The organism is Marinobacter iranensis (genome assembly GCF_029207565.1).
Classification (GTDB): Bacteria; Pseudomonadota; Gammaproteobacteria; order Pseudomonadales; family Oleiphilaceae; genus Marinobacter; species Marinobacter iranensis.
The window spans coordinates 1-255 of record NZ_JANCMW010000304.1 but is presented as its reverse complement, the minus strand read 5'-3'; the positions used below and the strand labels follow the sequence as shown (position 1 = coordinate 255).

The following is a 255-nucleotide window of genomic DNA, read 5'->3' as shown; positions in this document are numbered from 1 at the left end:
CTATCTCGCGGCCGATCTAGCGATCGGCGCGAAGCCGTCGCGCCCTGACTTCGTCGGGCTGATCTATGGCGGTTTGCGCACCCCTGTCCCAGCAGATGCGCCCCCGGCGTTCATCGCCGGCGCTGCCGACGATGAGTATCAGCCGAACGATCCCATATTGCTCTATTCGGCTTGGCGACGAGCCGGAGCAGCCGCAGAGCTGCATCTGTACGAGCGCGGCGGGCACGGGTTCGATCTGCGTCCTCAGGGCACGAC

The 255-nt window shown here is 65.9% G+C and carries 1 protein-coding gene; it reads left to right on the top strand.

Going from position 1 to position 255, the window contains the following annotated elements:
* Positions 1 to 255: alpha/beta hydrolase (locus NLU14_RS22480; RefSeq protein ID WP_275710792.1), on the top strand; the 255-nt coding region annotated here is incomplete at both ends.